Origin of the sequence: Pedobacter sp. Leaf176 (genome assembly GCF_001424305.1) — a bacterium.
GTDB lineage: Bacteria > Bacteroidota > Bacteroidia > Sphingobacteriales > Sphingobacteriaceae > Pedobacter.
In genome coordinates, this window is record NZ_LMPD01000003.1 from 85,877 (window position 1) to 110,782 (window position 24,906).

Sequence of the window (24,906 nt, forward strand, 5' to 3'; positions counted from 1 at the left end):
GCGGCCGAAATTCCCCTTTTTAAACAACTTGTTCGGCCTGAACGTTGCAATCCGGATATCTGTTAAGCCGGGTTTAAGCGGAACGGGGATATCCTGCTGTGGCTTGCTGGATGGAAATATGAATTGGTGATAATAATGATAGAATGTCATCCTTGAGCTTGTCGAAGATATATAATGAAATTATAGGTGCTTCTTTAGATCAACGTGACAAAATATAAATTGATAATAACAGGAACAGATGCAGATAGATGTAACGCAAAGAAAAATTGGTTTAAATTTTAATAGTGACGGACTGGCGGAGATAAGGCTTTGGGCCCCCGATGTCGATAGTGTTTTAGTTCATGTTGAAAAACTTCAGGAACCATTGGAAATGTTCGGGCGGGATTTAGGTTACTGGTATTTACAAACCGATCAAATCAAGCCGCTTGATGAGTATGCTTTCGAATTAATCGCAGCAGAAAAAAAGGATGGTCATTCTTCATCTACAGTAACACAAGTCCTTCCCGACCCTGCCTCTTTATTGCAAAACAATGGCGTATCTGGTCGCTCCAATGCCTTCGACCTTCGAAATTATGAATGGACCGACCAATATTGGACAGGCCCGGAGTTGAAAGATTATATCATCTACGAACTCCACGCCGGTACATTTACACCGGGTGGTGATTTCCACTCCATACATGCTAAACTCGACTACCTCGTTGGTTTAGGCATTACAGCGATTGAAATCATGCCGGTTGCCCAGTTCCCAGGCAGCAGAAACTGGGGCTATGACGGTGTATACCCATTTGCTGTTCAGAACAGTTATGGCGGGCCGCATGAATTGCAAAACCTGGTAAACGCCTGCCATGAAAAAGGGCTTGCGGTGATTTTAGATGTGGTGTACAACCATTTCGGACCCGAAGGGAATTACATTTCAGAATTTGGCCCCTATTTCACCAATAAATACCAGACCCCATGGGGTAGCGCCATCAATTTTGATGATGCCGGTTGCGATGCTGTAAGAACCTTCTTTATCGAAAACGCCTTAATGTGGTTTCGCGATTTCCATATCGATGCGCTCAGATTGGACGCCGTGCATGCCATTAAAGATTTAAGCCCTAAACACATCCTGGCAGAAATAAAAGCCTATACCGATAGACTTTCTGAGTTTACCGGAAAGTCCTATAAATTAATTGCCGAACTCGATTTGAACGACAACCGCTATATCAACCCGGTTTCGCAAGGTGGTTATGGAATGGATGCGCAATGGATTGATGAATTCCACCATGCGCTCCGCGTTTCTGCCGGGCAAGAGCAAAAAGGCTATTATTCTGATTTTAATGGCATAGAACACCTGGCAAAGTCTTTTAACGATGGTTACGTGTACGACGGGCAGTATTCGGCACACCGCCAGCGGAAATTCGGTGTTCCGGCTACAAACAATCCCGGCGAACAATTTGTGGTGTTTTCGCAGAATCATGACCAGGTTGGCAACCGGATGCTGGGCGAACGAAGTAGCGAATTAGTTAGCTTTGAAATGCTGAAAGTAATGGCTGGAGCCGTTTTTTGTACCCCATTTTTACCAATGCTTTTTATGGGTGAAGAATGGGCCGAAAGCAACCCTTTTCAATTTTTCATCAGCCATAGTGATGAAGCATTGATTGAGGCGGTAAGGAAAGGCCGGAAAGCCGAATTTGCCGCATTTCATAACGAAGACGAAACACCAGACCCTCAGTCGGAAGCAACCTTTAACCGGTCGAAATTAGACTGGACGAAAACAGTGGATGGTAAGCATATGCTTATGCTCGACTATTATAGAAAACTTATTGAGTTAAGAAAACAAAACCCTGCGCTAAATACGTTAGATAGAACTGGCAGCCAGGCAAAAGCCCTTCCCGAAAAAAACAGCCTAATTCTTAAACGCCATGCCCGGGGCCAGCAGATTCTAGCTGTTCTAAACTTTTCTAACGAACAGCAAAGTATAGCTGTTGACGATTATACCGGCGACTGGCAATTGCTGCTCGACTCAGCAGCACCGGAATTTATTGAACAAAACCACATCGCCATCTCAACAGATGGACATATTAATATTTCACCAGAATCCCTTTTAATTTTTTCGAAATAAATGAATAAACCTGCCTCAACATACCGCATTCAGTTCCATAAAGATTTTAACTTTCAGTCGTTCGATAAAATAATTCCCTACCTTATTGATTTGGGCGTGGACACCGTTTACGCCTCTCCTATTTTTGAAGCTATGCCCGGAAGTACCCATGGCTATGATGTTGTAAACCCAAACCGGATAAACCCGGAGATTGGCACAGAAAAAGAACTTCTGGCAATTTCTAAAAAGTTAAAAAGTGCCGGCATCAGCTGGCTCCAGGACATTGTACCAAACCACATGGCTTTTCATCCGGCCAACAACTGGTTGATGGATGTAATGAAGAAAGGTAAGGCATCAGAATTTGCGGCCTATTTTGACATCGACTTTAACCAGGCCGACGGACGATTAATGGTACCGTTTTTGGGCGAAGACCTGGAAGCTGCTATTGAAAACAAGGCGGTTCAGTTAAAAAAAATAAAAAATGAGTTTTTCATCCAAACGGGTGATTCGAACTGGCCGGTGAATGAAAATACGGCGCAGGAATTATTAAATGAAAACCTGAAGAAAAGAAATGATGACCCTGCGTTTATAAAAAAAATAGCCGATGCACAATATTATCGTCTATGCAATTGGCAGGAAACCAACAGCAAAATCAATTACCGCAGGTTTTTTACGGTAAATAGTTTAATCTGCCTTAATATTCAACATGAATCCGTTTTTGACGGCTACCATAAATACATTCTCGAACTGATTAAAAAAGGGGTATTCCAGGGTTTAAGAATCGATCACGTGGACGGACTCTATGATCCTGAAGCTTATTTTTGCCAACTAAGAAAAACCGTTGGTGAAGACATTTACATTGTCGTCGAGAAAATACTTGAGGAGGGTGAAGACATGCCAATAAGCTGGCCGGTTCAGGGCAATACAGGTTACGATTTCATGTCCATGGTGAACAACCTGTTTACCAATCGAAAGGCCGAAAAACCGTTCAGCAAACTTTATGAAAACGTTATCGGCAAAAAACTGGACCCCGAAGATCTAATCTATCAAAAGAAAAAAGCCATTCTGCAAAACCACATGCAGGGAGAATTAAATAACCTTTGCCAGCTGTTCTTAAATTCTGATTTGATAGATGCGAATGCCATCAATCCGGAAGATTTGAAAACTGCAATAGGCGAGTTTTTAATCAGCATGCCGGTTTACCGTTATTACAGCTATAATTTCCCATTGAATACTGAAGATGCTGAGCTGGTTAAAGATTTGCTTTCGCCCGTAATGAAGCAAAAGGAAACAAAAAATGCAGGCGACTTACTTTATAAGGTATTCATCGAAAATCCTTTAACAGCCAATCCGGATTACAATAAAAAGCTAAGCAGATTTTATCAGCGATGCATGCAGTTCACGGGACCATTAATGGCAAAAGGTGTGGAAGACACCCTAATGTTTACTTACAACCGTTTTGTAGGGCACGCCGAAGTTGGCGACGCACCACATGCTTTCGGTTCCAGTGTAAATGAGTTTCATCATAAAATGACCGCGCGTCGGGAACAATGGCCCCTTAGCATAAACGGAAGCTCCACACACGATACTAAAAAAGGCGAAGATGTAAGGGCAAGGTTAAATGTGCTCTCCGACATTCCGGAAAAATGGACCGATTTTGTTAACGAACTTTTTGGTTCTATAGCTGAAATTCAGAAAACACAGCCCGAATTTGAGTCGCTTCATAGAAACGACATTTACCTTATCATTCAAACAGTTACTGGAGCACTGCCTTTTTCCGGTGAAAATAAAGATGATATCGATACCCGCCTTGAACAATTTATTGAGAAGGCACTACGCGAAGCTAAAAAGCGTTCGGATTGGGCAGAACCGGATGAAGCTTATGAAAATAAATTAAAAAAATTCACACATCTTCTGCTGGATGAAAAGCAGGAAAGCAGCAAGCTGATTAAAAATTTCCTGGACCAGGTAACAGATTTTACCATCATAAACAGCTTGGCACAGCAAACTTTAAAATTTACTTGTCCGGGCATTCCTGATGTCTACCAGGGAACTGAGCTTTGGGATTTAAGCCTGGTCGACCCGGATAACAGGCGGCCTGTGGATTATCAGTCCAGGTCTGAACGTTTGGAGTCCATCGAAAAAAACACATCCCTAAATGATATCTGGAAAGAAAGAACCTCCGGCAACATTAAGCTTTGGCTTACTCAAAAATTATTTAAAATAAGAAAAGCCGATAGGGAACTCTTTGAATCGGGTACCTACCTGCCTCTGGAAGTAAAAGGTAAATTTTCGGAGCACATTTTTGCCTTTGCAAGGCAGTTAAACGAAACGTGGATAATTGTGGTTAGCCCACTTGGGCTTGCTAAACTTTCTGAAATCCAGAATCTTCCTTTCGATAAGATAGACTGGGCAGATACCAGATTTATTTTACCGAAAGACGCCCCCATTGAGTGGAAAGACTTATTGACAAACACGGATGGTCATAAAAATATAGGTTCAGAGGGCATAGCAGTTTCCGATCTTTTCAAAGAGCTGCCGGTAACCATTTTAAAATTAACTCAAAAAAAAAATAAACGTTCCGCCGGCATCCTGATGCACATCAGTTCATTACCAAGTGATTTTGGAATCGGAGATATGGGTAAAAAGGCGCACCGTTTTGTTGATTTTCTTCAGGCGTCAAGGCAAAAGTACTGGCAGATTTTACCTCTTAACCCCACTAAAGCAGCAAACGGGCATTCCCCCTACTCGAGCAATTCGGCCATGGCTGGCAATACACTGCTAATCAGTCCGGAAAGCTTGTTCGAAGATGGTTTAATATCCAAAGGTGAATTGAAAGCAGCTCAACTGCCATCTGCTGATCACATCCTGTTTGAAAAGGCAGAAGAAATAAAAAAGGAATTACTTGGAAAAGCCTACCAGAATTTTACGGCTCGAAAGAACGATAATCTTCAAAAAGCATTCACTTCATTTTGCATAACTGAAGCCGGTTGGCTTGATAATTTCGCCATTTACACGGCCTTAAAGCATCATCTTGATAACCTGGAATGGTACAACTGGCCAGAAAAATTTAAGTACCGCACCGCCGGAACCCTAACAAGTTTCGAGAAAAAACACAAAAAAGAGGTAGATGAAATTAAATGGCAGCAGTTTATATTTTTTCGTCAATGGCATAGCCTTAAAAACTACGCAAATTCGAAAGGCATTCAGATTATCGGCGATCTGCCTTTTTACCTGGATTATGATTCGGTAGAAGTATGGTCCGCTCCAGAAAACTTTATGCTGGATGAAAAAAGGAACAAAATACAGGTGGCCGGTGTCCCTCCTGATTATTTTAATGCAGAAGGGCAACTCTGGGGTATGCCTGTATTCAACTGGGAACTGATGAAGGCCGACAACTATTCCTGGTGGTTGAACCGCCTTAAAAAAAACATGGAATTGTTTGATTTGCTCCGGGTGGATCATTTCAGGGCATTTGCCTCCTACTGGCAGGTTCCGGCAGGAAATGAAAATGCAATTAACGGAACCTGGGAAAAAGGTCCGGGCATTCATTTCTTTGAAACCATTAAGGCGGATTTAGGTGACCTGCCCTTTATTGCAGAAGATTTGGGTGAAATTGACCAGGACGTAGAAGACCTGATAAAACAAACCAAACTGCCGGGCATGAAAGTACTTCAGTTCGCTTTTGGGAAAGATATGGCAAGCTCAGCGCATATTCCTCATAATTTTGAAGCTCCGAATTGTATTGTATATTCAGGAACACATGACAATAATACCATTAAAGGCTGGTTTAAAGAGGAAGCAGATAGCGCGTTACGCCAACGGATTTCGGATTATACAGGAATTGAAGTTACTGAAAACAATATCAATCGCGTAATTATCGGCTTGTGTTACGCGTCGATTGCGAAAATAGCCATTATACCCATTCAGGATATTTTAAATATGGATGAAAATGCCAGGATGAATGTCCCCGGAACGAGTAATGATAACTGGAGCTGGAAAATGAACTCAGATTTACCTGATAAAAAGGTGAGTGACTGGTTAAATTTTCAGACCGAATTATATGGTCGGGCTTAATTGCTATAGATGCTGCAGGCTTGCATGATTTTATTTTTTTGACTTGGGATATGCCCGATATGCATTATCGTATGTAGATTAATGAGTATAAAATATCGACAGCGTATACAAGTGCCTACACCTGTTTCATTTAATGTCTATTCAAATTGATTGATTTTTAAATGCCCATTATAAATAGATGAAATAAGAGTTACCTGTTTCATCTTCTGGATAATATAACATAGCTATAAAGCAAAACTTCAGTGTAATTAAACCACATGGGAATATCCGGGTACTTATGGTATCAAATTTGTTATAAAAGGTTAACCATCTAAAACCCCCATCATGACACAAAATGAATTTTCTACGCAGGCCTCTGTTCTGGCTCCTTTCCTGAAATCATACGCTTTAAATTTCACCCGAGATGCTGAAGATGCAAACGACCTTGTACAGGATACGCTTGTTAAAGCCATTCGTTATTATCAGCAATTTGAAATGGGAAGTAATCTTAAGGGTTGGCTTTTTACGATAATGAAAAATACGTTCATTAACGATTATAGAAGACGTGTTAAAACTAACGCCCTAATAGTTCAGGATGATGAAATAAGTTCGGCAAACCTCTCTAACAGCGCCACCCGGAACGATGCTGAAGGCAATTTTATCATGAAAGACATCAAAGCAGCAATCGACAGCCTTCCTGAAGTTTATGCTGTACCTTTTGTACGATTCTTCGAAGGCTATAAATACCATGAAATTGCCGAAGATTTAAATATCCCGATTGGCACCGTAAAAACCCGTATCCACGTAGCAAGAGGCTTGCTGAAAAACTATTTGGTTACTTATGCCAAATACGATTATAAAAAAGGTCAGGCTTAATTCTGTAATTAAGCAAAAAATAATTCAGCCAGGTTAAATCTCAATGGTTAAAAGCTTTCCATTCTACATTAAGGCACCCATAATCCTTTTAGGATTGGTGATAACCGTATTTATAATGAGTGTTTTGAGGGATGTTTTTATCCCGCTTGCATTTGCTGCCTTAATTGCCACCCTGCTGAACCCACTTTCCAACCGTTTTGAACGCCGTTTACCAAAAGTAATCAGCATTATGCTTTCAATGCTTATTGCCATTTTGGTATTGTTCGGCGTAATGTATTTTCTATCCTCCCAGATTGCACACTTTTTCGATAATATCGATGCCATGCGACAGAAGCTTAGCGAACTCCTGCACACGCTTCAGCAATGGCTGGAAAAACAATTTGGAATCACCGATAAAAAACAAGTTGAAATGCTTAATGAGGCCGCGAATAACAGCAAAGCAGTTATAGGACAAACCCTGAATGGCGTACTGGGTATTTTAAGCGTTGTTTTCCTTATCCCGGTGTATACTTTTCTGATGATGTTATATAAAACGTTGATTCTGAATTTTATATACGAAGTATTTTCAGAAGAAAATAAGCTTAAAGTAGGTGAAATACTGTCGGAAACAAAAGCTGCGATTCAAAGCTACATCATCGGTTTACTGATAGAGACCTCTATCGTTGCCATCCTGAATTCCGCTGCACTTTTAATATTGGGTGTCCAAAATGCAATACTGATTGGGGTTATCGGTGCAATACTTAATTTATTACCATACATCGGTGGCATCATCGCCATTGCACTTCCTGTATTAATGGCGACCCTAACAACTGATGGTTACACCACACAGTTGCTTATCGTTGCGGCCTATGCCTTTATACAATTTGTAGATAACAACATACTTGTTCCCAGAATCGTTTCGTCTAAAGTGCAGATCAATGCGCTAATTTCAATTGTAATTGTGTTGCTGGGTGCAGCACTTTGCGGTGTTCCCGGGATGTTTCTTTCAATCCCTTTTATAGCGGTACTCAAGATCATATTCGATCGAATAGATGGCTTGAAGCCCTGGGGTAAACTCTTAGGCGATACTGTGCCTACAGAACATATGGGCCAGCTGAAGCGCCTGCGCAGAAAAAGGACTATTGTAGCCAAAGAGAAAAGCTGATGCAGTATCAAATCCCAATTTATTACCTCAACAGATCATGGTCTCCGGTACATTTAAGATCATTCTTCCCAACCTAATGATGTTATCAATCCTTGGTTAAGTATAAATACGCCATGAAGGGAGGAATACCCGATTTTCAATTAATCAAATCCTTATGGCTTTTCTGATGTAGTTATATAAAGTTGCATTCAGCATCTTCTCATTAACAAAACAATCAGCTTATGTTCCATCATTCAAAAGACCTGCAGTTTAACGCCCGCGTTTCTAAACCGGATCCTGCATTTGCAAACATTTTACTAGAACAATTTGGCGGTGAAAACGGTGAACTTGCCGCAGCCATGCAATATTTTACCCAGGCATTTGGCGCGAAACAACCGCATCCCGATAAATACGATATGCTTATGGATATCGCCACAGAAGAATTCAGTCACCTGGAAATCGTTGGCGCAACCATACAAATGTTGCTGAAAGGCGTAAACGGAGAATTAAAAGCCGCTGCTGATTCATCTGAAATTATGCAGGTGCTTGACGGTAAGGCCGCTAAAGAAAATATAATCCATGCTGCATTAACCAACAATCCGCATTTCGTTACACTTAGTGCCGGCGGACCAAGATTAGCGAATAGTCAGGGTATTCCGTGGTGTGCTTCTTATATTCACTCTAACGGTGACTTAACCGTTGATTTAAGAAGTAATCTTGCGTCTGAATCCAGGGCAAAACTGGTTTATGAACACCTGATGAAATTTACTGACGACCCTTATGTTAAGGAAACACTATCGTTCCTAATGACACGCGAAGTTGCGCACTATAAAATGTTTGAAGCTGCATTGGACACGATTCAACCTAATTTTCCTCCGGGCGTGTTACAGGCAGACCCAAGGTTTACACAACAATATTTTAACCTTTCTCCTGAGAAATCTTTCACTGGCCCATGGAATGAAGGCGAAATGCCAGACATGGGAAAAGATTGGGAATTTATTGCCGACCCGGTATCGTTCGTGAAAGAATCAGAAGGCCTGACTAAACTTGAATACGACAAGAAAAAAGAAATGGCTGACACAGATAAATTGAACAAAAAAATGAGTGAGGAGAAAAGCTCAGAGGTTAAAGCTTCCGAGCCAGAAGGTACGGCTCAATGGAGTGATTACGAAGAATCTGAGGTAAAATAATAAATCATGAGTAAACCGGATATTGAAGGTATCCGGTTTATTTCTGTCCCATTTAAGGTCAACAAAATACGAACCTAATTCATTATATATCCAATCGAATCTTTTTTAAACTAAAATAACAACACCATGAAAAAGTTCATCATAACAATCTGCTGCCTGGTTTTAATCCAGATTTCGGGATGTGGAAACGATCCTGAGAAACATAGGGAATCGGAGGTTAACACGGATACGATAGATACGACAACCGTAAATCAACCTAGTAAAATAAGTACTTCGGGTACGGACACGACTACTGAAAATAGCAAAAAAACAGCAGCTGAAAATCCTAAAAATTAAACCACGTTTAATCTCATCAAACTTCCCATATTCATTTCCGGTAGCCTTTTTAGCTAGATACTCCCCCGGTTTCCGTTGGTAAATAACCTTAGTGTAGAATTTGGAAACAACAGACTACCAAAATATAGCGTCCAAGTTCATCGGCAAAACAAATGCCTGATGTAGTTAAACTTTCGAGTCCTTTTACCAATCTGGATATGGAATGCGCTATATGCCACGCTTTTACTGGAAAAGGGTGTGAATAAGCAATGTCCAACTTTTTTGAAGCGGGTGTCGTTTTGTTTTAGGATAGACCAAATCCTAAATCTGAGCGGGTAGGTGTTTGTTCGATAAGAGCGACTTGAAAAATATAACAGAAATAGTAATAATAGCTATCCAGAAACGCGTCAGGAGCATCTTAAATCTGAAGTTCGATACTACTTGCTATTATTTGAATAATTATTACTCAAGCAAAGAGCGACGATTGTGACCGTTTGATAGATAAATTCTCTCTGATTTTACCAATGCGTTAAGCAACTATGCCCGGTCCTAAAGTATAAGGACCAGGCTTGAAGGTTATATTTAAATTGTAATTCTGCCTCCGGTTACCGGTATCGTTGCACCAGCAATGTAGCTTGCTTCATCAGATGCAAGAAATACGTAGGCTGGCGCAACCTCAACAGGTTGTCCGGCGCGGCCCATCGGTGTATCCTTGCCAAATTCCTCATGATCTGTCAATGTAGAAGGTATGAGCGGTGTCCAGATTGGTCCCGGCGCTACTGCATTTACCCGGATGCCTTTCCCATTCATCAGCAGAATCTGGCTTAGGTTTGCTGTAAAATTCTGAATAGCTCCTTTGGTCGCTGCATAGGCTAGAAGCTGCTCGCTTGGGGAATAAGCGTTAACAGATGTGGTGTTGATGATGCTGCTTCCCGGTTTAAGATGCGGCTCGGCCGCCTTGCAAAGGTAAAACATTGCCGTTATGTTGGTCCTAAATGTTCGATCCCATTCTTCCGAATCGACTTCGGCAATCGATTTTCTTCCCATTTGGAAAGCCGCATTGTTAACGAGGATATCAAGACCGCCTAATTCAGTTATTGCGCGATCTATAATTGCAATGCAATGCTTTTCATCCTGGATGTCGCCTTTCATCAATATTGCCTTCCGCCCGGCCGCCTCTACTAAATCGGCAGTGGTTTTTGCATCTTCATCCTCGGTGTCATCTAAATAAGCTAAGAGCACATCTGCGCCTTCTCTCGCGAAAGCGATGGCTACCGCGCGGCCGATTCCCGAGTCGCCGCCGGTAATAATTGCTTTCTTTCCTGTGAGTTTTCCACTTCCCTTATAAGTTTCTTCACCATGATCTGCGCTTGGCTGCAGCATGCCCTCCACCCCTGGTGCTTCTTGGTCCTGCTTTGGAAATGGAGGTTCTGGATATTTCTTTGACGGGTCTTCTGGTAATTCTTCTTCGTTTTTCATAGTTTCTGATCAGGTTGTTATTTACTTTTAAAAAACCCGGTTCGAATAAAAAAGGTTTGAAAAAAAAGATATTGAAGCATAGTACGTCATACATTCACGGCGATTTTGCAAGCTTTTACAACTAAAAACGATTTTCAATGTTAAGCTAATTGTCATAGATGAATGAATAAAATGATCCGTAACTTTCAATTTTTTTTAAGCCGAAGAAACTCCTACTGTGCCAGTATACATTTTAACATGCATCAGAAACTGCGCTTATTAATCATTTTGATCGTGGTAAGTCAATTCTTACTTCATTTAGGCGCGATGGGTGCTTACGGCTTTCATCAGGATGAACTTCTTTACATTACGCTAGGCGAACACTTGTCATGGGGTTACCGCGAAACACCTCCTATGATTGCGTTGATTAGCCGTTTCAGCACCCTGATCTTTGGAGATTCGATGCTAGGATTGCGTATAATTCCTGCATTGTTTGCTTCCTTCACCGTTTATTTAACCGGGCTAATTACGGCCAGACTAGGCGGCAAACATCTTGCAGTTTTTGCTGCCTGCTCAACCGTCGCCTTTTCACCTGCTTTTCTGGCAAGCGGCGGACTTTTGGTTCCTCAGATTTTTGATGTGTTTTGCTGGTCTTTGTGCTGTTACCTCATCATCTGCGTGATTCAAAATCCTAAGCCTATCCTGCCGGTTCTTCTTGGCATCGCCATAGGGGCTGGAATATTGACGAAATATACAATACTGATTTACATAGGCGCCGTTTTTGCCTCTTTAATGCTTAACAGGGAAAATAGGAAGATATTCAATCGCAGTGCGATTTTAAATACTTTTTCAACGGCCTTTTTAATTGTGCTACCGCACCTTTTCTGGCAATTTCAAAATGGATTTCCGGCCCTTATGCACCTGGACGAGCTAAAAGAAACACAATTGATTCACCTCAGCCGTCTTGATTTTATCATTCAGCAATTGCTTTCAAACGGAACAGGCGTATTCCTTTGGCTTGCCGGCTTATTTGCAATTTGGCAATATAAAGAACTGCGTCCATACCGTTTTATTCCCCTTGCGTTTTTGCTGGTAAACATCATTTTGATCATTTTAAAGGGTAAACCCTACTATGCTTTTGGCGCCTACCCTGCATTATTTGCACTAGGAGCTATTTTCGTCGAAAGAACAATTGAGCATTATCAAAATGCGCCCCGATGGGCTATTCTCGTAGTCCTGTTAATTCCAAACCTTTTACTTGCCCCGGTTGTACTTCCATATCTGGCTGTCGAAAAATCTTCCAAAGTGTTTCAGTGGGTTCAAAGCAACTTAAAACTTGATTTCCCTTTGAGATGGGAAGACCAAAAAATTCACATCATAAACCAGAATTTTGCAGATATGGTGGGATGGCAGGAAATGGCAATAAAAACATCTAAAATGTATATTTCTATGCCGCCAAAGGAAAGGAATGCCACAATCATCTTCGCGGAAGGTTATGGTGCTGCCGCGGCATTTACTTATTTTGCAAAGCGGTACCCCTTGCCTCCGGTTGTTTCACTCAGCAGCAGCTTTGCAATGTGGGCCCCTGAAAATCTAAGAGTCAAACATATTCTTTTTTTTTCATCGGAAAATATGCCAACAATACCCGACAAAAAATATATTAAGTTTGGTGTGATTGAAAATCCATACTCAAGAATATATAAAAGAGGAATCTACCTTTCCAGTCATGTAAAGCATACAACTTTAAAATGGTATGCAAGTAAATGGTCGCAAAGAAGGTTTGCCAGTTTCGACCTGAAGACAAATATCAGCCTTAATGGCTGGTTTTAGCTTAACTTACATAGATTTTAAGAACAAACCGGTATCTTGCAGGGCATTATTTTTTTGAAGCATTTAAACCAATTAAGTCGTCAGTACTTTTTTCACTGCGATGAAAAACATAAAAATTTGAATCCACCACCGGGACATTACAAAGTATATCTTTATTTTACAAACCCAAATCAAGCCAATGGTTAATCAGCTTATTTTGCTTTTATTGAAAATCCTGAAAAGTAAATGCAATAGGTGGTCATTTATGCACGATATAGATGTGTTAATCAGGCTTGGGGTTCTTCATCGTCTTAATCCACATTACAAAGCTTAAGTAATGCCCGAGAAAATTACTGGTACTGCTGTTAAGCAACACTTACCCGCTCTTCTTATTTTTGCATTCGGCACTTTCAAATTCTGCATTCATTTCCTGACCCTGAAAGGCTATGGACTTCATGCGGACGAACTGTACTACATTGAACTGAGCAAAAATCCATCATGGGGCTATTTAGATATTTCCCCCTTTACCACCTGGATGGGTAAGTTATCGTCTTTCTTTGGTTACTACACGGCAAGCTGGAGGATATTTCCCTGCCTTTTTTCAGCATTTACGGTTATGCTTACCGGTCAAATTACCCGCTTGTTCGGCGGACAGAAACTGGCAATAGCCATTGCCTGCTCTGCGATTATATGCTCGCCTTCCGTTCTGGCGACCTCCTACCTTTTGCAACCTGCAGTTTTCGACCAGTTTTTCTGGACTTTATTAACCTACGCTATCCTGGCTTACCAAAAAAACAGCCAAATAAAATACCTTTATTTAGGTTCCGCCGCCTTCGCATTTGGCATGCTGAACAAATATACGATATTGATTTACCTTTGTACACTGGCGATAGTCTATCTGTTTTTAAAGCCTAATCACAAATTTTCAGATCTCAAAAAATGGATGGGTCCGCTACTGCTTTCAGTTACCATACTCCTGCCCAACATCATCTGGCAATGGCTTCATGGTTTCCCAATCTTTCATTATTCTGCAATTGTTGCGAAAGGGGCCTTGCATGTTGATTTAGGAGATTATCTTTTCCAGCTTTTTTTCTTCCATGGCGCAAGTGTTGCGGTATGGACGGCAGGGCTATTATTTCTATTCTTTCCTCCTGAAAAGACAGCTTTTCAACTCGTTTGGCCTATTAGCTTCCTGATTGTTATTATTTTTCTGCTGTTATTAAAAGGCAAACTCTACTATGGGCTCGGTATTTTCCCCTTATTTTTTGCTGCCGGGGGCTGCTGCTGGGCAGTGATGCTAGAGCAGCTTCATAAAGCCACTAATGTCTTTTTCTTTATCGCGCTTTACGCTTTTGGCCTATTCAGTTTGCCCCTGGTTATTCCTTTAATGCCCATAGATGTTTCGAAGATTTACATTGCAAAAATGGTCAGGCTAACCGGATTTACAAGACCACTCCTATGGGAAGACGGTACCCGGGGAACATTGCCGCAGTTTTTTGCTGATATGACCGGCTGGGAATTATTAGCTAAAAAGGTAAAACAAGTCGCTGCTCCATATGTAAGCAATGATTTGCTTATTTTGACAGACAACTACGCAATAGCCGGTGGATTGAAGTTTTATGGTGGCCAAGCTATGCCACAGGTCATATCTGTCCACAATAGTTTTTCGCTTAGTTCTCCACCTTGCCTCATCGGCAAAAACATCATTTACCTTTCAAAAGACGATCCATTAAAAGCGAAAGGTCTGGCAAGGAAAGTGGAATTGGTGGAAGTTATACGGTTAGAAAACTCGCATTTGAACGGAATTCATATTTATCTGCTAATTGGAGCTAATATGGAAATGCAAAATAAATACAATCAGGACAGAGCTGCGTTTTACCCACAGTCAAGGCAATCCATCGAGCTTTACTGCAAACCTGAATTATAAACTAGGCTGAAATTAATTCCACATTGTTCCAGCCAGGCCAAGTATCATGCTCATCCAAAGACCGATAAAAAAACCGATAAGACTCAAAATTAAAAATACTTTTCCAAGCCAGCCCTTAATATCCCTCAGAGGTTGACTTAGATCGAAAAACAATCCTACAATTGCCCCTAAAAAAGGCGTAAGTAACAAGGGTTTCACTCTCCAATAAGTACCCCAGGACGGATCACCATGCCCTGCTGTAATTACGAAAAAGCCAACCATTGCCAAAGCAATAGCACCACCAAGTAACATTCTTTTTGTTAGTAAAGGAGTAAATAATGTCCTTTTAACTAAATTTTCTGATTTTGTCATAACTCATATTTATAAGTCACAAATATATTAAAATATACTTTGTAATTCAAAGTACTTTCTTAAAAATATTTTTCCAGAATTAAAACCAAAATAAAAAATCACATTACAAAGGGGTTGAACAATTGTTCGAAATCATCACCATAATTGGCTCACCATCAATTTTTTCCTAATAGGTTCATAAGATCAATATCCCCATCCATAACGAATCCGGATTACACCTGACGCATTGGAAGCCGCCAACTTTATGTCACTATTTGAGCCACTTTTAATTAAAAGACTGTAGCTATCCCCATCTCTGATCCCAGGCCAATAAACATTGGATAGATTATTCGCCCTGAAAACGTTTGTGGAGCCAACTATGTACGCCGTTTCATTATCATTACCCACTGTTCCAGTATAATTTTTTCCTGTCGTCATTCCAGCACCGAATTCTGTAACTATTGTTCTGGAGCTGTATGCGCCAAACCTAAAACGCCAGTTATTTTCCCAATCGCTTTGTGTCCTGGTATTCCAGAAGGCATAATTATGTAAAGCCAGCAGGCAGTCTTTGAATCGACTATCTGCTCCAATGCCATTTACATCTTCAGAATAACCGGTACCGGAAAGCATAATTCGGTTTCTCGTGAGATTTGGAAACTTGCTTAAAAACTGTTCATAAATTGTTGTGAGCTGGTTAATGTTGTAGCCGTATGGCTCATTGATTACTTCAAAGTAAACATCGCTTTGCTGTCCATACTTATTAACGATGACCGTCCACATCTGCCAAAAAGCATCCATGTTATCAATCATGCCATCTTTGGCTTTAACACCTTCCCAGCAGCAGATGATTACCTTCAGTTTTTTTGCTAAGGCCTGGTCGATGGCTGCCTGGTATGCATCCCACCAACGTTCGGTTACCGACTGCGGGTTTACAGGAAGACGAACAGCGTTTACGCCCGGCAACGCACTAATCACTCCGTCATAAATCAAAGCGGATTTCTGTGCCACGGTTGCATAACTATCTCCCGCTTCCAAGCCAGAAGGGATTACCCATCCATCTATGAAATTATCGCGGGCATCGGCCCAGTTTATACCTGCTATCAGTGGATGGTTTTGTTGTTCCGGAACTGGTGGATCGGGCACCGGCTGTGGGCTCTTGCTGCACCCGTAGACAAAGCAAATTGCAGCAAAAGCAAGGAAATATGTTATTTTAGACCTCATGATGATTTTTTTAATTCTATTAAGAATGCTATTTCTTTTCCTGCAAATCATCCAGAATTGGCTGGCTAAGGCTAGTTAATATGTTATTTTCTGGCTTATTTAACTCTAATACAACCACTTCATTTCGCCCTTTTTTCTGCCATTCTGCCGGCAAATAAATGGTTTGCTGTGGCCCTATGCTCCAATACTTACCAAGATTGTGTCCGTTTACCCATACAACTCCTTTTCCCCATTTGCGAAAATCAAGATAGGTATCTGTTGGATTAACCACATCAAAGCTACCCGACTTTAATGTCGGCACATTTCCTGAAAGTTTTGAGCCCTTTAGTTTTAACGTTTCCACCCTATCGAAAGGAAGAGAATACATGGTCCATGATTTAAGCACATGACCTGCAAAGCTTACCTCGCCGATGATCCCTTTTTTATTTTTGAGCAGGTTAGGTCCGAAATTGATTCTTCCCATATTTTCAACAAAAATCTCGAGTGTATGTACACCGGCAGGAATGTCGAGCAACAACTTTTCTTCTCCAAGGCGTCTGTCCAATGTACCCTTTCGTTCGCCGTCAATAAATACGATTCCATAATCACGAAGCCCGTCTATTTTAAGCTCTGCTTTTTTTCCTCCGTTCACATTCGTCTTATAGATCATATAACCATAAGCCTGGTTCATATCCTCGAATGTAAGAGGGTCAGAATTCGACCGTCCTTTACCTCGATATTCAAAAACGTCAATTTGCTTGTCGAATACAATCTCTTTCAATGCAGTTGAGGGTTTGGCTTCAGGCACAGCCGGAAGTGCTTCACCTTTAGGGAGGTGTTTAGCGATAACTTCCCTAAACTTCATAAACTTATCGGTCGCGTTTCCTGCTTCATCCAACGGCGCATCGTAATCATAGCTGCTTATCTGTGGTTCAAAAGGAATGGTATCTCTAAAATTTGCGCCGTTCATAAACCCTCTGGTGCTGCCCCCATGGAACATATACATATTTATGGATATACCCGCTGCTAGCACGGTGTCGAGTTTACCAGTGTATTGAGCCGCCGGCACTTTATGATGAGCCGTTCCCCACCAGTCGAACCAGGCTGGATACCACTCTGCGATAAAGAATGGCCCTTTGCCTTCATTGAGACCTTTAATGGCCTGTTTCACTTTAACAGGATTGTCTTGCCCGTTAATCGCTGGCATCAATCCTTTCAAATGACCTTTAACAATATCTTTTTCAGGATCGCAGGTATATAATAATCCATCAAAACCGGCATCCACAAACATTTTACGATTCATTTCCAGATAAACCTTATCTGCACCGTAAGAACCGTATTCATTCTCGACCTGAACCATGAGGATATTGCCGCCATGGTTAATTTGAAGTGGAGCCAACTGCTTTCCGATTTCCTGGATGTATTTTTTATATTCCGCTAAATATTGTTTTTCCCTGCTTCTAACCTGCAGTCCTTTCTCATTTTGCAACCAGTAAGGATATCCCCCGAATTCCCATTCGGCACAAACATATGGGCTAGGCCGAAGAATAACCCAGAGTCCTTCTTGCTTTGCTATCTTAACAAATTCGGCAATGTCATTATTGCCCGAAAAATCGAATTTGCCTTTTTCGGGTTCATGCAAATTCCAGAACACATAAGTACCAATGGTATTCAGCCCCATTGCCTTCGCCATTTTCATGCGATCTCTCCATGCTTCTCTGGGTACTCTGGGATAATGGATTTCACCTGATATAATTTGAAACGGCTTATCATCAAGCATAAATGTGCTGTCTGCAAGGGAAAAGGTGTGTTGGCCACTTTCCTTACTGCAACCAAAAGACAGGGTCAGTAAAATTAACGCGCTAAAAGAAAGTAATTTTTGAATCTTCATAATTTAATGTTTTAAAGAGATGCTCTGATCCTTTATTTGGACTTGCCTATAATTGTAGTAATAGATTTTGCCGGAAGGATAATATACCTCGCCGAACAAACTGACTTTTGCAGATTGTAAAGGGAAGATGTTGTGTAAAGCGTAACCTCTTTTTGTTTTTTATCCATTCCGCTGAGTTCTAATTGCATGTCTTGTTCACTATTATTGACTGCCACAGTTGTAATTTTATCCTTTTTAAGAAAGCTGGATATGTAAAAATCTTTTACGTCGCGGGTTATCACAGGTACCCTGGTACTTCCCTCCGAAATGAAACGGCTGTAGTTCCCAAATCCCCATAAAAGTTTACTATCGAAAACGCGTCCATTGGTTTTACTCTTATCGATATAAACCAAGCCATCTTTATAATCTCCCATGGATACGCCTAACCACCATTGCCACGAGGTGGCATTAGCATAATTAAGGTCGTGGTGAATAAGTTTGGCGATGAATAATGCAGTAGTCATGCCTAAATCCCTTCCCTCGCCTTTTAAGGAGTCGTCTCCCAGCACACAATATTCCGACATCCAAAACCTTAGTCCTTCATGTTTCGCAATTTCCACTTTCAGGGTCTTTCTGATGTCCACGGCCTTTTGCTCCGGGCTTGTTGTGAAGTAACTGTGACCAGAAATACTTTTATCGAGGTTATTTAAATAACCCAGATAACCCGAAGCACCCGGATTAAAGAAATAATCGATTTGTCTACTTTTGGCACTGTCCGGATGATTGGTAAGGTAATTGAGTTGACCGGCATCCGCTATTTGTATTTTTGTTTTGAGGCTTGCCTGAGTAAGGGATTTACTTAAGTGTTTAACCACATCTACGATTTGCAAATTCACGTAAGGGCATCCTTCCTGATTGCCTTCATTCCATTTCCACTGCGGCTCGTTAACCGGACTCAGGTAGTCTAATTCAATACCTGTTTTAGCTTTTATAATTTTTATACTGTTTACAAGGTCGGCTGTAAACCCATCTAATTTTCTGAAATCGAGATTACACTGGCCATCACTTGAAAACGCTTTATGGTTGAGTGTAAAATTAACATGTGGGCTATTTACGAATCCCAGAAATTTTTTGACACCTCTGGCTTTTGCGGCGTTCATGAACCAAATCTGCCCAGGCATGGCATTCTCATCATATTGCCCGTTTAGTTTTAAAAAAGAAGCCTGTCTTCTCCACTCATCACGGATTCCACTTGCTTCTGCCTGTTCTCCACTTCCACCGCCGATGGAAAAACGCCAGAAATTTAATCCTATTCCAGTTGGATTTCCAAATTTATCAATGCTGGTACTAAAAAGTAAATCGGCAATCTTATTTTTTTGTGAATCCGGCCATAAGCCTGCAAATTGGCAGGTCCAGGCATCAGATGCGCCAAACCCCTCCATAATCTGTGCTGGATGCGCATAATCTATCCTTGCAATAACTACTTTTTTGTCCTGAGCCAATACAAATAATGGAACGGTACAGCCTATCAAAAGCAGTAAAAAGAATGATAAAACTTTTTGCTGAAAAATTCTGTACATTTTTTCCGGTAATTATTAAGCATACCAGCTGAAATGCTGGTATGCTTGTTAACATTTAAATCAATTATGAACTTTTATGCTATTAATAACCCGTATTTTGCTCTAGTTTACCGCCTGAAGCCAATATTTCAGCCCTTGGAATTGGTAACCAATATTGTTTAGCCTGAAATGATCTGCCATCCAGGGCTACCTTAGAACTATATGTGAAATTATTTCCTGTCTTGGTAACGATAATTCCAGCTGCTGGTTTATTTTCAACTGTTTCTCCGATTTTCCAGCGGCGAACATCGTAATATCTGTGTTCTTCAAAAGCAAGTTCTACTCTACGTTCATACCTTACGGCTTCCCTCATATCGGACTGAGAAATGCCACTAGCCAATGGCGGCATATTCACATCTGGTCTTGCCCTCACCATGTTTATTGCTTGTCTGGCTGTCATTGATGCGCCTGGAGCTACAACATCAGGACCATAGGCTTCATTCGAAGCTTCAGCAAAGTTCAATAGAATTTCAGCGTAACGCATATAAATCCAGGGCTGTAAACCAGCTACGTCCCATGGATTATCGATTGGGAATGCATCGTTCATGAACTTCTTAAGGTAGTATCCTGTTTTGGTCGTATTCCAGTTCGAATCACCATCCCTGGAATCTTTTCCACCCGGAATGAATGCTTCTAAATTGCGGTTTCGGTACGCTGCGCCATTGTAAATCACAGTGTAAGAAAACCGTGGATCTCTATTGGCATAAGGTTGTGTAGCGACATAGCCCGAACTCGGATCAGTAATGGGTTTACCACTAACCATCTGGTAATCGTCTACAAGATTTTGCAAAGGGGTATTTCCACCCCACGCGCCGTAGCCATTTGGTCCGTTTGCAATTTCCAGGCACACATGTCTGGCATTTGTGGTAAAAAGCCTTTCAAAAATCACTTCGTTTGATTCATTTATGAGAAACATTTTATTATATCCTCCCGTGTATATCCCGTATTTGTTTAGCGCTACCACGGCCTGTGCGGCTGAAGTTGCAGCTGCCCAGGTTCCTGTACTATAAAGCGGACTTGCTGCATATAGCGCCAATCTAGATTTTAGCGCAAGCGCAGCGCCTTTAGTTGCTCTGCCCAATTGCCAGGTACCAGTGTTATTTAACGGAAGTGAAGCTGCAGCTTCATCTAGCTGGGCAAGTACATAGTTCATACTTTCCTGAAGCGTAGCTCTTTTAAATAAAGATTCGTCCTGCAAATTGTCGGTTAGCTGGGTAACTTTATCTCCAATTAGCACCGCGCGTCCGTAATTCCTGATGATATCATGGTAACGAAATGCACGGATAAATTTAAGCTCTCCTTCAATCATTTTTTTATGTCCTGCACTCATTGGAATCTTTGAGAGCACGTTCAGTGCATAATTACATTCTCTGATTCCACGGTAACTCCGGGACCAAAAAGATCCTGTACTACCTAAATTATCCGGAGAGATTTGGCCGCGCTGTATCAACCAACTGCCATCATCATTATTGTATATCGATTCATCCGTGTAGGAACTCATCATACTGTATTCAAAACCCCTTCCAAAACCTGGATTCGATCCCTCAGATTCTTTTTCTTGAAGCCTTGGTCCAATGTATCTGTTTAATACATAGGCTTCAAAGATAGTTGTATCGCTTTCCACTGAAGTTGTGGATATTCTGTCGGTAGGTTCAACCTCAAGAAAATCTTTTTTACACGAGCTTAACAACAAACACGCGCTAAAGGCGAAATATAATGGTTTAATATATGCTTTCATTTTTATTAAAATTTAACGTTTGCACCAATGTTGATGATTTTTTGCTGAGGATAGAATTGTCCGCTTCCGCTGTCTCCTTCTGGATCATAGTCTTTAACTTTTGAAACCGTGAAAAGGTTAAAAGCATTGGCATACAATCTCAAGCCTGCAATCTTAACTTTCGACAAGAGTTCTGATTTAAAATTATAACCTAACTCCACATTTTTCAACCTCAGGAAAGAGGCATTATTCAACCAGAACGTGCTGTTGTATTGTCCGCCGCTGATTGCATTTGAAGCACGTTCAGAAACCCTTGGGTAAGTGCCTCCATTATTGTTTGGGCTAAAGCGATTATCTGCCCAGCTGCTGTAAAAGTTACCCACACTACCCGACTCAGGCAAAACATACTGACTTACTCTGGATTGACCAGCGAAGAGAACAGACACGTCAAATTGATGATAAGAAGCGTTTAAGTTGAAACCATAGGTAATTTGAGGAATATTTCCATACTTAGTACGGGTTTGGTCCTGAAAATCGATTTTGCCATCACCATTAAAATCCTCATACTTTAAATCACCAACTTTAGCTCCGGTAACATGGGGATAGCCATTTAGTTCGGCTGTATTGCGGAATATGCCAATTGCATTATACAACTGATAGGTGCCTAGTGGTCTGCCGGTCACGCGCTGATAATCCAATGTTCCTGAAGCTTCATCCACGTATATTACTTTGCTTTTTGCATAGGTAATGTTACCAGATGCACCCCAATTGAAGGACTCACCTGCGTGATTGTAGCTTAGTGTACCCTCAAAGCCTTTACTATCGATCTTTCCGATGTTTTCAGCTGGAACCAGTGCATCAGACCCGTAAGGGTTAACGATACCTGATGTTGCAGGGATAGACGCATTTCTGGTCATCAGGATATCTGTTCTTTTCTGCTGGAAATAAATCGCTTCCAACGTAAAGTTTTTCAGAAATACAGCATTAATACCTAAATCGAGTTTTTTAGCAGCCTCCCATGTTACAACGGGATTTGCAAGTTTTACCAGGTTAAGATTCGACTGGATGATGTTGGTACCACTTCCCGGAACACTGGCAACGAAACCATTGCTTACCAGAACATAGTTGTCAAAATATTGGAAGCCGTTAATAAGATCACTTCCCAGCGAACCATAAGAGGCCCTGATTTTCAGGTCGTCTATGAAACGTATATTGTTTGAGAACCATTTCTCCTGGCTAATGCGCCAGGCGGCAAGTGCAGAAGGAAAATAGCCATAACGTTTGGCTGATGGAAAAAGCGATGAACCGTCAGCGCGAAACTGGCCTTCGAGAATATATTTCTCATCATAATTATAAGTTACTTTCGACAGGTAGCTTCGTCTGTTATAATTGGTGCTGTATCCCGAGTTCCTAAAATCAGTAGCCGCGGTACCACCCTGAGAAAGCTCAGGCAGCGTTGTTGATATATAATTTAGGCGCTGCGCATCAAAAAACTCATAATGGTTGGCACTCTGCTCGTAGCCGATGAAAGCATTAACACTATGTTTGCCGAATCGTCTTTCGTAGTTAAGCTTGATATTCGAAGTCAGAAGCGACTGATTACTATGAGATTCATATAGGGTAGCCTTGTTATTGCTTCCACCAACAACAACGGTATTGTAAATTCCCGAAGCCTGGTCATAATTGAATAGGTTATAAGGTTTACTAAAATTCTTTGAAAATCCGTAAGTTTTATCTACCGAGAAAAAACCGTCAACAGACAGACCTTGCACGCCTGGAATCTGATAACTTGCCCTTAAAATGGCATTAAGCACTTGTGTAGGATTTTTATTTGTACCCCCCGCATCTGTAACTTGTACTGCAGGATTATTATTTTCAATACCCGTTGTTGGCAATCCATTTGGATAGTACGCTCCTACAATAGGTTTTGCACGGTAAATTGATCTGAAGATTCCACCAGCGCCAACCTGAGGGAAAACGCGGTCTTCCTGTCTGCCTGAAATAGCTAGTCCAACCTTAAAACGCTTGGAAATATTGGCATCCAAATTAGACCTGAAATTATATTGGTCGTATTGGGTCGCACCGTTCTTGTAAATCGCATCCTGATGCAGCTTGCCCAGGGATACAAAATACTTTACATCCTCAGTTCCCCCACTAATGGAAAGGCTATGCTGATTTTGAAGCGCTACATCTCGGAGCGTCTCTTTTATCCAATCTGTATTTGGAAAAAGCAATGGGTCAGATCCATCTCTGAATTTTTGTATCTGAGCTGCAGAATAGGCTTGATTAAGTCCGCCATTGGGATTAGAATCGAAGTTAATTTCGTTCATAATTTGAGCATATGTTGCCGCATCTGCCATTTTAGGCAATCTTGTAGGCATGCTAAATCCCTGATTGAAACTGTAACTAACGGTAGGCTTGCCAATCTTTCCTTTTTTGGTGGTGATTAAGATAACCCCGTTTGCTGCCCTGTTTCCATAAATTGCTGCCGACGCATCTTTAAGCACGGAGATGCTTTCCACATCATTAGGGTCAATGCGTTCCAGTCCTCCTAACTGACCAGGAATCCCATCGACGACAACCAGCACACTATTATTGGTGTTCGTTGAAAGTCCGCGAATCAAAATGCCTGAACCATCATAACCAGGTTCGCCACCACGGTTGTTTATAACCACGCCAGAAAATCTACCTGCAAGTGAATTTGACAGGTTGGGCTGTGGACTTTTCACGAGGTCAGCGCCTTTAACCTGGGATACCGATCCAGCCAAAGTTGCCTTCTTTTGGGTTCCATACCCAACAACAACCAGTTCGTTAAGTGTTTTGGAATCAGAAGTAAGTTGTGCATTCACAGTGGATTTTCCACGGGTCGGCATTTCTGTATTAAGGTAGCCTGTGTAGGAAAATACCAGAATGGCATCTTCACCCGAAACCTTAATAGTATACTTTCCCTGGCCATCGGTCTGTGTGCGTTTTGAAGTCCCTTTAACTGTAACGGTCACACCTGGAAGGACGCCACCTTTCTCATCATATACGGTTCCACTTACTGCAACTTCTTCCTGGAGCCTGATTGTAGTTACCATGCCAGGCCTGCCTGACGCCTGCGCAACAGGAGCCCAGGAAATGCAACCGAGGGCAAGAATAATTGACGATCTTTTTGCAACATTGCAAAACAGAACAGATCTGTTCTGTAAAATTTTTCTCATATGGATCTTATTTGGTTAAAATTGATTAGTGTTCATCACCGGCTGATATCGTACCCACCTAATGGGTGGCGTAAAATTTTCACCGTAGAAAACGATGCTAAATTGAATCAAATCACCAGAAAACAAAGGG

General features: G+C 41.3%; 15 protein-coding genes. 8 read left to right on the forward strand and 7 right to left on the reverse strand.

All coding sequences use genetic code 11. The features are described from left to right. Positions 1–238 precede the first annotated feature (238 nt). From treZ to ASF92_RS09225, 6 genes are all read left to right on the forward strand, one after another. Positions 239–2,104 carry a malto-oligosyltrehalose trehalohydrolase gene (treZ, locus tag ASF92_RS09200; RefSeq protein ID WP_056091354.1) on the forward strand — a complete coding sequence of 622 codons (1,866 nt, stop codon included), beginning with the start codon at positions 239–241 and terminating at the stop codon, positions 2,102–2,104. Further along, entirely contained in the window at positions 2,105–6,160 is a 4,056-nt protein-coding gene (gene treY, locus ASF92_RS09205) for a malto-oligosyltrehalose synthase (protein ID WP_056091357.1), read from the forward strand. It begins immediately after the preceding gene. Between the two features lie 324 nt (positions 6,161–6,484). Continuing rightward, a complete protein-coding gene (locus ASF92_RS09210) occupies positions 6,485–7,015 on the forward strand; it encodes a sigma-70 family RNA polymerase sigma factor (protein WP_056091360.1) in 531 nt (176 codons plus the stop codon). A 43-nt stretch (positions 7,016–7,058) separates the two neighbouring features. Further along, entirely contained in the window at positions 7,059–8,159 is a 1,101-nt protein-coding gene (locus tag ASF92_RS09215) for an AI-2E family transporter (protein WP_056091366.1), read from the forward strand. 221 nt (positions 8,160–8,380) lie between these two features. After that, positions 8,381–9,328 (forward strand): manganese catalase family protein, encoded by a 948-nt coding sequence (locus tag ASF92_RS09220; RefSeq protein ID WP_056091369.1) that lies wholly within the window; start codon positions 8,381–8,383, stop codon positions 9,326–9,328. Between the two features lie 126 nt (positions 9,329–9,454). Beyond that, the gene (locus ASF92_RS09225; protein ID WP_056091372.1) at positions 9,455–9,664 is read left to right on the forward strand and encodes a hypothetical protein; all 210 of its coding nucleotides are present in this window, start codon (positions 9,455–9,457) and stop codon (positions 9,662–9,664) included. Positions 9,665–10,225: 561 nt separating this feature from the next. Here the strand turns inward: ASF92_RS09225 and ASF92_RS09230 are convergent. Further along, positions 10,226–11,122 (reverse strand): SDR family oxidoreductase, encoded by an 897-nt coding sequence (locus ASF92_RS09230; RefSeq protein ID WP_056091376.1) that lies wholly within the window; start codon positions 11,120–11,122, stop codon positions 10,226–10,228. A 237-nt stretch (positions 11,123–11,359) separates the two neighbouring features. On the opposite strand from ASF92_RS09230, the gene ASF92_RS09235 reads away from it, so the two are divergent. Both ASF92_RS09235 and ASF92_RS09240 read left to right on the forward strand, forming a co-directional pair. After that, positions 11,360–12,931 carry a glycosyltransferase family 39 protein gene (locus tag ASF92_RS09235; protein WP_197413263.1) on the forward strand — a complete coding sequence of 524 codons (1,572 nt, stop codon included), beginning with the start codon at positions 11,360–11,362 and terminating at the stop codon, positions 12,929–12,931. Between the two features lie 316 nt (positions 12,932–13,247). Beyond that, positions 13,248–14,837 (forward strand): glycosyltransferase family 39 protein, encoded by a 1,590-nt coding sequence (locus ASF92_RS09240; RefSeq protein WP_056091383.1) that lies wholly within the window; start codon positions 13,248–13,250, stop codon positions 14,835–14,837. Positions 14,838–14,849: 12 nt separating this feature from the next. On the opposite strand, the gene ASF92_RS09245 is transcribed toward ASF92_RS09240, so the two are convergent. The 6 genes from ASF92_RS09245 to ASF92_RS09270 form a co-directional block, all read right to left on the reverse strand. Then, complete coding sequence (locus tag ASF92_RS09245; RefSeq protein ID WP_056091385.1) at positions 14,850–15,188, reverse strand: hypothetical protein; 339 nt, start codon at positions 15,186–15,188, stop codon at positions 14,850–14,852. 183 nt (positions 15,189–15,371) lie between these two features. After that, entirely contained in the window at positions 15,372–16,388 is a 1,017-nt protein-coding gene (locus ASF92_RS09250; RefSeq protein WP_197413264.1) for a cellulase family glycosylhydrolase, read from the reverse strand. Positions 16,389–16,416: 28 nt separating this feature from the next. Continuing rightward, positions 16,417–18,258, reverse strand: coding sequence for a beta-galactosidase family protein (locus ASF92_RS09255; protein WP_056091392.1), 1,842 nt, complete (start codon positions 18,256–18,258; stop codon positions 16,417–16,419). Between the two features lie 32 nt (positions 18,259–18,290). Further along, a complete protein-coding gene (locus ASF92_RS09260; protein WP_056091395.1) occupies positions 18,291–19,817 on the reverse strand; it encodes a glycoside hydrolase in 1,527 nt (508 codons plus the stop codon). 82 nt (positions 19,818–19,899) lie between these two features. Next, positions 19,900–21,594, reverse strand: a complete 1,695-nt coding sequence (locus ASF92_RS09265) for a RagB/SusD family nutrient uptake outer membrane protein (RefSeq protein WP_056091398.1) — start codon at positions 21,592–21,594, stop codon at positions 19,900–19,902. A gap of 5 nt (positions 21,595–21,599) precedes the next feature. Next, positions 21,600–24,776, reverse strand: a complete 3,177-nt coding sequence (locus ASF92_RS09270) for a TonB-dependent receptor (protein WP_056091400.1) — start codon at positions 24,774–24,776, stop codon at positions 21,600–21,602. Positions 24,777–24,906 lie beyond the last annotated feature (130 nt).

Bases quoted from the DNA above. Each gene is read 5' to 3' on its own strand.
- ASF92_RS09250 (WP_197413264.1), bottom strand. From the start codon at position 16,388: ATGAGGTCTAAAATAACATATTTCCTTGCTTTTGCTGCAATTTGCTTT.
- ASF92_RS09215 (WP_056091366.1), top strand. From the start codon at position 7,059: ATGGTTAAAAGCTTTCCATTCTACATTAAGGCACCCATAATCCTTTTA.
- ASF92_RS09240 (WP_056091383.1), top strand. From the start codon at position 13,248: ATGCCCGAGAAAATTACTGGTACTGCTGTTAAGCAACACTTACCCGCT.
- ASF92_RS09265 (WP_056091398.1), bottom strand. From the start codon at position 21,594: ATGAAAGCATATATTAAACCATTATATTTCGCCTTTAGCGCGTGTTTG.
- ASF92_RS09220 (WP_056091369.1), top strand. From the start codon at position 8,381: ATGTTCCATCATTCAAAAGACCTGCAGTTTAACGCCCGCGTTTCTAAA.
- treZ (WP_056091354.1), top strand. From the start codon at position 239: ATGCAGATAGATGTAACGCAAAGAAAAATTGGTTTAAATTTTAATAGT.
- ASF92_RS09245 (WP_056091385.1), bottom strand. From the start codon at position 15,188: ATGACAAAATCAGAAAATTTAGTTAAAAGGACATTATTTACTCCTTTA.
- ASF92_RS09210 (WP_056091360.1), top strand. From the start codon at position 6,485: ATGACACAAAATGAATTTTCTACGCAGGCCTCTGTTCTGGCTCCTTTC.
- ASF92_RS09260 (WP_056091395.1), bottom strand. From the start codon at position 19,817: ATGTACAGAATTTTTCAGCAAAAAGTTTTATCATTCTTTTTACTGCTT.
- treY (WP_056091357.1), top strand. From the start codon at position 2,105: ATGAATAAACCTGCCTCAACATACCGCATTCAGTTCCATAAAGATTTT.
- ASF92_RS09230 (WP_056091376.1), bottom strand. From the start codon at position 11,122: ATGAAAAACGAAGAAGAATTACCAGAAGACCCGTCAAAGAAATATCCA.
- ASF92_RS09225 (WP_056091372.1), top strand. From the start codon at position 9,455: ATGAAAAAGTTCATCATAACAATCTGCTGCCTGGTTTTAATCCAGATT.
- ASF92_RS09235 (WP_197413263.1), top strand. From the start codon at position 11,360: ATGCATCAGAAACTGCGCTTATTAATCATTTTGATCGTGGTAAGTCAA.
- ASF92_RS09255 (WP_056091392.1), bottom strand. From the start codon at position 18,258: ATGAAGATTCAAAAATTACTTTCTTTTAGCGCGTTAATTTTACTGACC.
- ASF92_RS09270 (WP_056091400.1), bottom strand. From the start codon at position 24,776: ATGAGAAAAATTTTACAGAACAGATCTGTTCTGTTTTGCAATGTTGCA.